Source organism: Baaleninema sp., assembly GCF_049974805.1.
Classification (GTDB): domain Bacteria; phylum Cyanobacteriota; class Cyanobacteriia; order Cyanobacteriales; family Geitlerinemataceae; genus Baaleninema.
The window spans coordinates 1-11,100 of sequence record NZ_JBNGCO010000132.1 but is presented as its reverse complement, the minus strand read 5'-3'; the positions used below and the strand labels follow the sequence as shown (position 1 = coordinate 11,100).

Sequence of the window (11,100 nt, the reverse complement as noted above, 5' to 3'; positions counted from 1 at the left end):
TTATAGCAGAGTCGCCCTGAAAGGGCGAGGCTTTAGACCCAAAATTTCTGGTAATCGCGATCTTGGATGAGATCGCCGCCGTCTGTCAAAATGTCCATCGTTCTTTACGGAAAATGAGTGTAAGCCCCGACAGTGAGGAAACCGTTAGAGGAAAACAGTCAGAGATGCCCTCAGTCTAGCCGACAGAGAAGGGGTAACTCGACCAGACAGAGGGGGAGATCGATCGCCGACACACCCCCCGCCACCTTACAAAAACCGCCGAAACTCAGGATTCTCCTTCAGTTGGGCCAGAACCTTCTTAATCTCCTGCGTCCGAGACTTATGAACAATTAACGTCGCCTTCCCATCCCGAACCACCACCAAATCCTCCACACCGATCGTCACGATGAGTTCCTCCTCATCGCTGCTATACAAAATCGACCCCTGAGTGTCTCGTCCCACATGACAGGCCTGTTCCACATTAGCGGTGTTCCCCTCGTGGAGGCGTTCCAGGGCGTTCCAATCCCCCAAATCGTCCCAGCCGAAATCCACAGGTAAAACATAAGCCAGCTTGGTTTTTTCCATCAACGCATAGTCGATACTGATTTTCTCCAACGTGGGATAAGCGGCGACCCCTTCTTCCGACAAACGAGAGACCAAAGTGGGGGCGTAGGATTGCAGTTCCGAGAGGGTGACGCCAGCCCGAAACACGAAAATTCCGCTGTTCCAGCTAAAACGTCCCGAAGCGAGAAAATCCTTCGCCGTCGCTTCGTCGGGTTTTTCCGTAAACCGGGCGACGCGGTAAGCGGAAAGTCCGGACACTTCCCCGTATTCCGTTCCCTGTTCGATGTAACCGTAGCCCGTAGAGGGATAGGTGGGTTTGACGCCCAAAGTGACGATGGCGTCTTCCGTCTTCGCCAGTTCCGTGGCCGCTTTGAGGGTGGATTGGAAGCCCGCTTCATCGGCGATGGCGTGGTCGGCGGGGAAGAAACCCACCACAGCGTCAGTGTTGTAGCGTTTGGCGATTTCTAGGGTCGTCCAGGCCACTGCTGGGGCGGTATCCCGGCCTTCCGGTTCCACGAGAAGGTTGGCGTCGGGGAGTTGGGGGAGTTGCTGGCGAATTCCCTCGACGAGGTGAGATGCGGTGATAACCCAGAGGTTTTCCCAGTCCCCGGCTAGGGGGAGTAATCGATCGGCGGTGGCTTGAAGGAGACTGTTTCCGCTACCATCGAGACTGAGGAATTGTTTGGGGCGTCGGATGCGGCTGAGGGGCCAGAACCGTTCGCCTTTTCCTCCGGCGAGGATGACGGGAATAAAGACCATAGTGAGTGTTTGAAGTCGTGGTTTTGAGGTTGCACCCATTTTGGCATTGTGGCGTGGGATCGATCGTTGAAAATCGAGGTTCTCGATTAAACCTCAACCCCCTCAATCTCAGCATCTGAAAGGTCGTACAGTTCCCGTAATTTCTCTAATTTCTCTTCGTCAGGATGCCAAAAACCCCGGCCGTGGGCTTCCAACATCCGCCCGACAATGTTGCGAAACGCCTCGGGATTGGCTTGGCGTAACTTCGCCGCCATCTCCGCATCCAAAGCATAGGTATCGGAGGCTTGGTCGTAAACCCAGCCTTCGCGGAAATCCGCCGTTCCCGCCCAACCCATTAACGCCGTCATCCGTTGGGAAATCTCGTAAGCCCCGCCAGACCCCTGGTCGGCCATAGCATTCGCCCATTTGGGGTTGAGAAGTTTGGAACGATATTCCAACCGCAAGACTTCATCTAATTTGCGCGGGGTGGTGTCTTTGGAAAAACTCTCGACGACGTTCGTCGTCACCTTCCCCCCTGACTTCATTTCGGCGGCTTTTTTCAATCCTCCTGTGTTGGCGTAATACTCCTGAATGTCCGTTAAGCCGTATTCCACTGAGTCGATTTCCTGAACCACCCGCCCTGTGGACTTTAACAGGCTGTCGAGAACTTCGGGACGGGCTTGTCCTTTGTCCTGGCGTCCGTAGCTGTAGCTGTTGCGACTGCGCCAGGTATTCCCCAACTCTTCCTCCGATTCCCAGTTACTATCGACGATTCGATCGTTCACTAACGACCCGAAATCCCCGGCTGGGTTGGAAAACAGACGCGCTGAGGTATTCTCAATTCCCTGTTGCTGCAATTCTAAAGCGTGTTTGCGGATGAAGTTCTGGGTAATCTCCTCCTCCGCTTGCGCCGCCCGTAAAAACAAATCGTCCAACAACTCGATAATATTGGCGAAGCTATCGCGGAAAATCCCCGATAAGTTCCCTAATACGTCGATGCGGGGATGTCCCACCTCTTCTAAAGGTTTCAACTGGTAACGGACGATGCGCCCGGTTCCCTCTTTCACGGGTTCTGCGCCGACGAGTTCCAAGAGGATGCCGATCGATTCCCCTCGGGTTTTAATGGCATCTAATCCCCACAACATCACCGCCACGGTTTCGGGATATTCCCCATGTTCTTCGAGATGCTGGTCAATGAGTTTATGGGCAATTTCTCGACCGCGTAAGGTCGCCGCTGGGGAGGGCATCCGATAGGGGTCGAGGGCGTGAATGTTTCGTCCGGTCGGTAATACGCCGATTCCGTCCCGCAGTAAGTCGCCCCCCGGTGCGGGGGGAACGTATTCGCCGTTCAATCCTCGCAGTAGGTTGGTAATTTCTTCTGGGGTTCGTAACAGTAAGTCTCGAATTTGTTCGGCTTCTTTTAACGCTTCAGAGTTGCCGTTTAAGTCGGAATTTGAATAAGTTTTATTATGATACGCTACGGCATAAATTAACTCCGGTGACAGTCTATCTTCAAAATAAGCTTTGAGATAAGACTCGATATCTTCCGGTTGCGGTTCCTTTCCAAAAACATGAAACCCCGAGGAAAATAAACGCTGTTCGACGACTTGCAAATACTCGTAAATTTTGCTAAAATAGGGGTTTAAAACCTCGTTGCTAAACAGTCTTGAATTTTCCAAATTAAAGGAAATGCCGAGTTTTTGAGCTTCCTCTAACGGACAGTCTGCACTGAGTCCGCTATCGACAATTTTTTGACAAATAACTTCTTTTAAAGCCGCGTTTTTCTGCGGGTCTTCTCTGTATTCTCCAATCAACTCTCGCAGCGATGCCAGTTCCTTATACAGCCCAGCACGACCGTAGGGCGGGACGTTGTGGGAAATCAAGACGCCGTAGCCGCGACGTTTTGCTAACATGGATTCTGAGGGGTTGTTGGCGGCGTAAATATAGAGGTTGGGAATATTTCCGAGTAAAATATCAGACCAAGAATAACCCGTATTTCCCAAGGGCGAACCGGGCAACCATTCGACCGTCCCGTGCATGCCGAAGTGAACGATCGCATGGGGTTGATATTTATTTTGCAGCCATTTATAAAAGGCTGTATATTGCGGATGCGGTGTCATATCTCGCTCGAACATCAAGCGCATGGGGTCGCCAGATAAACCTAACGGCGGTTGCACGCCAATCCAGATATTTCCAAGTTGCACGCCGCCGATAGCCAACTCGTCGCTGTAGGTTTTGATTCCCGTTCCGGTGAGGGATTTCCACTGTTTTTCGATGCGGTGCGTCAGGAGATACCCCAACCATCGATCGAGGGTTTTCGCGTTCACCGTCGTAATCTCTTTTTCGAGGGGATTGGCTTCGTCAGCTTCCTTAACCCGGCGAATCAATTCCTCGCCGTCTTCGGGAATTTCTCCCACGTCGTAGCCTTGTTCTTTCAACGCCTGGAGAACCCGAACGATCGATCGACCCACGTTCAACAACGCCGCCGTGCCCACCGCCCCGTATCCCGGCGGAAAACCATAGAGAATCACAGCAATTTTACGCTGTTCTGGGGGTGTATTTCGCAACGCAATCCAACTTTTCAGCCGTCCGATAAGCCGCTGCACCCGTTCCGGAATCAAATAAATTTCTTCCCCCACCAAACCGCCGAGGGGAACGGTATCGATCGCCCCGTCCAATTCCGGCAAAGCATACAAAACCACACTTTGCAAGCCGCCGATACCCTGTCGCGTCCACGAATAAATATCTTGAATTAACAGCGGTGCAGCAATAATATAAGGAACGTTTTTCGCCGACAAAATGCGTTTGGCCACTTCCACCTGTCGCCCCGCTTCCATGGACCCCGCCGGACCGCCGACGAGGGGAAATCCAATCGTCGAAACGATCGCATCCACTGCTACCGCCTCCTCCGACAGGGACAGCGACGCCTTTTCTCCCCGCTGGCGTTGCTGGGTTTCGTAGGTGGAAGTCATCCAATCTCGGACTGCCACGTGACCCTCGACGCCGTTGATGAAAATCGGAAGCGGCGTCAGTCCCGCCTTTTCAAAATAACGAATCAGTTTGGGAATATAAGGCTGTTTGGTGACGACGTGCTTGCGATAGAGGAGAATGCCAATAACGGGGGTTTGCGTTTCGATTCGCGATCGATACCACTGTAAATAGGCATTTGGCGAAGTGAAATAGCCCTCGTAATCGGGATGTAACAGCCCCATATTGGGGGTTTCGATGGGTTCGGGAATTTCGCCGACGGACAAGCCGAGGTATTTTTCCCCGAGAATCCAGAACATGGCGGCGACGTTTTCCGTTCCCCCAGCGTTCCAATAGCTATAGACAATCAGCCAGTTGCGGAGGTCTTGAACCTTCTTAACGGGAACGAATTTGAGGAGTTTCGGTCCCACTTTCAGAAAACTGAGATATCCGGCGAGTTTGTCTTCTTCCCGTCCGCTGGAAAACTTACTGAGGATAAATTGAACGGGTTTGGGCATTCCTTTGGGTTTTTCGCCGATACTGAACGCCCCCAGTCGCGTCAAACTCATCAATTCCAACGCCGACTCGAAGACGAGACGAACGGGAATTTGTTGCACTCTCTCCCGCAACCAGAGAACGCTGTCGTAGTCGAAGATGAGACTGGCGAAGAAGACATCAGCCCCCTCTAAGGCGGCGGCGATTCGATCGCTTTGACGGGTGAGGTCTCGATCGCTAAAAGTGATAATCTCAAGTTCGGGACAGTTCGATCGAGCCAGTTCCGCCGCTTGACGATACAAGTCCGCGTTGAACGATTCAAACCCAGCAATCAGAACGATGCGTGCCATAACCCAACGCCTACAACGGCTCTCAGCACTTTGATTTTAACGATTGGCCGAGGAGAATTGCTAGAAAAGACGAGACGACCTGTTCAGGTAAACTTCTCTCCTCATCCCCTCATCCGCTGTTTCCACCATCGTTGAAACCCGGCTTTTTGCAATTCGATGGCGATTTGTCCCACAACCAGAGGAAACAAACTCGCCGCGAAAATCAACAACCACCCTCCAACGCCGGGATTGACGACTTTCAACACCTGATTCAAACCGGGGAGGTACACCGCCATCAGCAGCAGTCCCGTCGAAACGAGTAACGCCCCCCAAACATAGGGATTCTGGGCGATTTCGTTACGGAATAGCGGAGAGTTTCGATCGCGCATATTAAAAACGTGCCACAATCGCCCAAAGGCCAAACTCAGAAACGATACCGTCACCGCCAACTCTTGCGGCCAGTTCAACAGTCCCAAACACAGCCAAAACACTCCCAACACCGTAAATCCAATCAGACCGCCGTAAGCAACGATCGAATGCCACTGACGTTTCGCTAAAATCGGTTCGCGGCTGTCTCGCGGCGGTTCCTCCATCAAATGGGGACTTCCTCGCCCCACCCCCAACGCCAACGCCGGAAAGACATCGTTCACCGCATTGAGAAACAGAATTTGTAACGGTAACAGAGGAAGCGGGGCGTTAATCAAAGACGCCACCGCCACCGCTACAATTTCCCCAGTATTTCCCGACAGCAGGTAAATCGTAAACTTGCGAATGTTCCCGAAAATCGCCCGTCCCTGTTCCACAGCGGCGATAATCGTCGCGAAGGCGTCATCTTGCAACACCATATCCGCCGCTTCGCAAGCCACCTGTGTCCCCCGTTTCCCCATAGCCACGCCGATATCAGCTTTCTTCAAAGCGGGGGCGTCGTTGACCCCGTCCCCGGTCATCGCCACCACGTCGCTGTTGTGTTGATGCAACGCAATCAAATTCAGTTTTTGTTCGGGACTGACACGGGCGAAAATGGGAATCTGAGACAATCGATCGCGGTCTTTATCCGAAAGCTGTTCCAACGGTTGCAGTTCTTTCCCGAGTTTAGCCTCAGTTTCCCGTTCCGTAGTCAACCCCACCGCAAGCCCCACGTTACGGGCGGTAATGGGTTGGTCTCCCGTCACCATAATCACGCGAATTCCCGCGTCGTGACAGTGTTCGATGGCGATTTTCGCATCCTGACGCGGCGGGTCGAGGAGTCCGCAAACCCCCAATAACGTCAAGTTTTCATAAGGATGCGCCTCCGCGTCGTCGGCGGTTCTACAGGCGAAGGCCAGCAACCGCAATCCCTCTTTTGCCATTGTCGTACATCGATCGTCCCAGGCTTGGCGTCGCTTGTCGTCCCACTCGACTCTCCCCTCTGGCGTTATCACCTGGGAACAGACGGAAAACACCGACTCGGGCGCCCCTTTCACCGCCACGAAATACCCCTCGTCGCTTTCGTGAAACGTCGCCATCATCTTGCTTTCGCTGTCGAAGGCCACTTCTCGGATTTCTGGATATTTCTCTCTCAGAGAATTTTGACGCAACTGGGCTTTCGCCCCCGCCACCAGTAGGGCGATTTCCATGGGGTCGCCGATGGCGGTACTTTTGTCGGTGTCCGGGTTGTCGGCTAAGGCGGCGTTGTTGCACAACACCCCCACTTCCAACAGTCGCCGTAGGGCGTCCTCCTGGCGGGGGTCTTCCGGTTCCCCCTCTCGTTTGAACTCCCCTTCTGTGGAGAGTCCTTCCCCCGTCAGTTCCACGGTTCCCGACTCGAGAACCAATTGCGTCACCGTCATGCGGTTTTCTGTGAGGGTTCCGGTTTTGTCGGTACAGATGATGTTCGTCGCCCCCAGGGTTTCGACGGCGGAGAGGCGGTTGATAATGGCGTTGCGTTTGGCCATGCGCCACATTCCTCGGGCGAGGGCGATGGTGGCGACGATGGGTAAGCCTTCGGGAACGGCGGCCACCGCTAGGGCGATGGCGGTTTCGATGGTCAGCAACAGGTCTTTTCCGCCGATGATTCCGGCCGCGGCGACGAGGGCGGAAATGGCCAGGGTCAACCAAATTAGGCTGCGACCGAGTTTGTCGAGGCGTTTTTCGAGGGGGGTGATTTCTTCTTCGGCGGAGGCGGTGAGTTCGGAAATGCGTCCGAGTTCGGTGTCGGTTCCTGTGGCGACGACGACCCCTTCTCCGGACCCCCGCGTGAGGGCGGTTCCGCGAAATAGGATATTTTTGCGATCGGCGATGTCGGTTTCTTCGTCTAACGTCTCGGCGGTTTTGCTGACGGGGACGGATTCTCCGGTTAGGGCGGATTCGTCGATTTGCATTTTGGAGGCTTCGAGGATTCGCAAGTCCGCTGATACGATGTCGCCGCTTTCGAGAACGACGAGATCCCCTGGAACTAGGTTTTCGGCTGCAATTTCGCAAACCTCCCCGTCCCGCCGAACTTTGGCTTTGGTTTTACTGAGTTGTTTGAGGGATTCCATGGATTTGACCGCCTGCATTTCGGTGAAAAATCCGATGGATGCGTTCAGTATAATGGCGATGACGATGGCAATGCCTTCGATCCATTCTTGGAATAAAAACGATAAAATTGCCGCGATGCTGAGCAGGGCGATAATCGGGCTTTTGAATTGGTCGAGAAATATGTTTAGGGTACTGCGGCGTTGGGTTTCTTTGAGACGGTTTAAACCGTAGCGTTTTTGACGTTTGCGGATTTCTCGAGAATTCAGTCCGCGATCGACCCCGACGGATAATGTTGACAACACCTCGGAAACGGGTTTTAGGCTGGCTTTTTGGCTGTTTATCGGCGTTTGGCTTTCTGGCATATGACTTTCTGAAACGGCAAAGCGAACGGTTCTATTTTATTCTCTCGGTTCTATTGTATTTAATTTTAGAATTGGCTTTTTTCTCAGATTTTTTGTTTTAATTTTTGTATCTTTCAGTTGACATTTATCTTTGTGATTAATAAACTATAACTAGTCGATTTAAAAGACGAATCGGCTGGCTTTATCCTGCCGTTTTTTTGTGGAGTCGGGGAACATGCGAGGTTCTCAACCGAGGGAGTCTCGCCTTTCGCAGCCGCATTGCGAACAAGGCAGCCACGAAAGAAAGACACTAGCGTTCCTCCTCGGTGTCGAGGGCTTGGAGTTGCACCGTCAACACGGAACAGGGGGCGTTGTGCAGGACGTAGTTACTGACGCTGCCCAAGACGGCTTCGCTCAAGCCTTCGCGGCCGCGTCGTCCCACAACGACGAGGTCGGCGTTCCATTCTTCGGCCAGTTGACAAATCCAAAACCCCGGTTCGCCGATATTGGACTCGCAGGTGGCTTCGACGCCTCGCAATCGGGCTTCTTCTTCGTATCGTTTCAGCCAGGATCTGGCTTCGTTGAGTTTGTCTTGATATTCGGGGTGTTCGGTTTGGGGCAGTTCTGTGGAGACGGGGGAATACCAGCCCGCCCCGATTCCCGTTCCCAAGGGGGTCGGCGTCGGGGTGACGACGGGTTCGTTGAGAAAATGAACCAGTTTCACGTCTGCGGTGTGCGGAACGGCGATCGACAAGGCGCGATCGAACACAGCTTTGTCAAATGCCGATCGATTGAGTGCGACAAGGATTCGATCGAAACTCATATAACTCTCCTTTTGTGTGTAACGTCAAGATTTCGCCTCATGGGTCGGTGGGGCGCGGTGCGTGACGCGGGAAGGTCAGGGAAGGGTGGGAGGCGAGGATTTTTCTGTCCGCATCACGGCACCCTACGGCTTTCCTTCATCCCCTTATCTCAGCGGCGGAACTGCTGGCGAAGAAGTCGCGATACAGTTGGTTGAGGTGAGATTGGTAGACGCGATCGAGCTGTCTGGCGACGCTGGACCAACTGAAGTGTTCTTCGACTCGCTGGCGTCCGGACTCTCCGAGTCGATCGCGCCATTGGGGGTTTTCTAAAATTCGCGCGATGGCCTCGGCGAAACCTTCTACATCTTTCGGCGGAACCAGCAATCCGGTTTCTTCGGGAACGACGGTAAACTTCAAACCGCCCACATCACTGGCCACGACGGGGGTACGGCTGGCCATGGCTTCGATGGGGACGAGGCCGAAGGGTTCGTAGTGGCTGGGAACCACGCAGACATCGGCGGCGGCGAAGTATTTCGGGAGTTCGGTACGGCTCAACTGTCCCGTAAAGGTGGTTCGATCGCGCAGGTTCAATTCATCGACGATGGCTTCGATGCGTTCCCGTTCGTCGCCGTCTTTGTGACCGGGACGACTCCCGCCAGCGATGGCGAGGCGAAACGAAAAGCGATCGCGGACTTGCGGCTGAGCCATCGCTCTGACGAGGGTTTCGATGCCTTTGCGGGGGTCGAAGCGTCCCACGTACAAGACCAATTTTTCCTCGGGTTCTAAGCCTAAGAGCGTTCGGCCGGTATGGCGATCGACCTCTCCGAAATGGTCGGTATTAGTACCACAGGGAACGATTTCGATATTGCCTTTATCTGAAACGTATTCTCTGAGATCCGACTGTTCTTGAGGACTGGTCGAGATCGCGCAATCGGATTTTTCCAAACAGTCTTTTTCAATTTGCAAGCGGGTTTTGGCAATCTCGGGAATCGATTCGACGGTATCGTATTTCACCGCCCCGAGAGAATGATAGGTATGCACCCAAGAAACGGGGCGATGTTTGCGAATTTCTCGACCCACCCAACCGGAAAGCCAGTAATTAGTATGAATTAACGGATGTAGCGTGTCGTCAGTTCGCGGAACCTGTAAAAATTCTCGGAGAAATTCCGGCAGACACTCGAACAGTTCTTGTCGGTTGATGAAGCGTTCGGGTCCGGCTTTCAGGCGAAAGGTGCGACAGCCTGGGTTGTGATAAACGATACTATCTTGATTGGGATCGGTGCGGCGGGTAAACATATCGACTTGCCAACCCAATCGCGCTAATCCTTCTCCGACGCGGCGCACGTAAACGTTTTGACCTCCGGCTTCTTCTTTCCCGATGGGAATCGCCGGATCGCCGTGAACGGATATCAGCGAGATGTGACCGCGATGTCCCTCAGTGGCGTAACTCATACAACAACTCTCTTGAATATTCTAACGGATGACGCTACTGCGATCGTCTTCTATTTTCTGGATCGATCGCATCTATCGTCCGATGGAAATTTTTGACCGCTGCGATGTCTCTTGGGGATGTCTCTCTAGGTTTTTGGGTTTTTTGAGGGCGTTTTTGGACTTAATTCATAAAAGTTAAGGTGAGTTTAAGGCTGTGAGTTGAACTGGCGTAAAGTCCCCTGGAGACTTGCGATCGAGTTCTTCGTTCCTTCCGGGGAACACTCGATATTCGAGTTCGACCTATTTGACTGAGTCGAAGGTGGCAATTCTCAAATCTCTTTTTGCCAAAATGGACGTAGCTGCATTCAATCGATAAACCATTGATAAGTTGTACCCTCGCTCCCGCTGACGAACTGCAAGTTGTCGCCAGGTTGGCATTAACCCTCGCCATCGGTGCGATTATCGGCATCGAACGCGAAGTCAAACGAAAAGCCGCCGGGTTGCGGACGAATATGCTCGTCGCCTTCGGTTCGGCGTTAATCGTTCTCGTTCCCATTCAATTGGGGATCGCTCAAGAAAACCCCGAAGCCTTTATGCGAGCGGTTTCTGGGGTGGTTTCTGGTGTCGGCTTTATCGGAGCGGGTACGATTTTCCAAAATCCTCAAGTTCGCGGTTTGACTTCCGCCGCTGCGATTTGGATGTCTGCTGCTTTGGGAATTATTGTGGGTAGTGGTTTGTTGGGACTCGGTTTTTCCTGTTCGCTGGTGACTTGGGTGGTTTTGCGAATGTTGGGAAAACTCGAAAAACGCTGGGCGAAAACGAGAAAGTAGATACATCTGTGGTATTGGGATCGAAATGGAGATGCACGGGGATCGATCGCCCTCATACTCTGTTTTTATTTGACTACTCTCCGCGCTAAAGCGACGGAGATTCCCCGGAGGGATTTCAGCACTT

The 11,100-nt window shown here is 53.0% G+C and carries 6 protein-coding genes; 1 reads left to right on the top strand and 5 read right to left on the bottom strand.

Annotated features, from left to right (window positions below; genetic code table 11):
- Positions 1-246: 246 nt before the first annotated feature.
- From ACP5D4_RS18905 to ACP5D4_RS18885, 5 genes are all read right to left on the bottom strand, one after another.
- A complete protein-coding gene (locus tag ACP5D4_RS18905) occupies positions 247-1,302 on the bottom strand; it encodes a mannose-1-phosphate guanylyltransferase (protein ID WP_428013170.1) in 1,056 nt (351 codons plus the stop codon).
- Positions 1,303-1,388: 86 nt separating this feature from the next.
- Positions 1,389-5,093 carry a magnesium chelatase subunit H gene (gene bchH, locus ACP5D4_RS18900; protein ID WP_428013169.1) on the bottom strand — a complete coding sequence of 1,235 codons (3,705 nt, stop codon included), beginning with the start codon at positions 5,091-5,093 and terminating at the stop codon, positions 1,389-1,391.
- A gap of 101 nt (positions 5,094-5,194) precedes the next feature.
- On the bottom strand, positions 5,195-7,933 hold the full coding sequence (locus ACP5D4_RS18895) for a cation-translocating P-type ATPase (RefSeq protein WP_428013168.1): 2,739 nt from the start codon (positions 7,931-7,933) through the stop codon (positions 5,195-5,197).
- 289 nt (positions 7,934-8,222) lie between these two features.
- A complete protein-coding gene (locus ACP5D4_RS18890) occupies positions 8,223-8,735 on the bottom strand; it encodes a universal stress protein (protein WP_428013167.1) in 513 nt (170 codons plus the stop codon).
- A gap of 136 nt (positions 8,736-8,871) precedes the next feature.
- Entirely contained in the window at positions 8,872-10,167 is a 1,296-nt protein-coding gene (locus ACP5D4_RS18885) for a glycosyltransferase (RefSeq protein ID WP_428013166.1), read from the bottom strand.
- Positions 10,168-10,526: 359 nt separating this feature from the next.
- Between ACP5D4_RS18885 and ACP5D4_RS18880 the strand changes: the two genes are divergently transcribed.
- Positions 10,527-10,976 carry an MgtC/SapB family protein gene (locus ACP5D4_RS18880; RefSeq protein ID WP_428013165.1) on the top strand — a complete coding sequence of 150 codons (450 nt, stop codon included), beginning with the start codon at positions 10,527-10,529 and terminating at the stop codon, positions 10,974-10,976.
- The last annotated feature ends 124 nt before the right edge of the window (positions 10,977-11,100 follow it).

What these genes read in the sequence shown, in the direction of transcription:
- ACP5D4_RS18885 (WP_428013166.1), bottom strand. Translation starts at nt 10,167, where the DNA reads ATGAGTTACGCCACTGAGGGACATCGCGGTCACATCTCGCTGATATCC.
- ACP5D4_RS18895 (WP_428013168.1), bottom strand. Translation starts at nt 7,933, where the DNA reads ATGCCAGAAAGCCAAACGCCGATAAACAGCCAAAAAGCCAGCCTAAAA.
- bchH (WP_428013169.1), bottom strand. Translation starts at nt 5,093, where the DNA reads ATGGCACGCATCGTTCTGATTGCTGGGTTTGAATCGTTCAACGCGGAC.
- ACP5D4_RS18905 (WP_428013170.1), bottom strand. Translation starts at nt 1,302, where the DNA reads ATGGTCTTTATTCCCGTCATCCTCGCCGGAGGAAAAGGCGAACGGTTC.
- ACP5D4_RS18890 (WP_428013167.1), bottom strand. Translation starts at nt 8,735, where the DNA reads ATGAGTTTCGATCGAATCCTTGTCGCACTCAATCGATCGGCATTTGAC.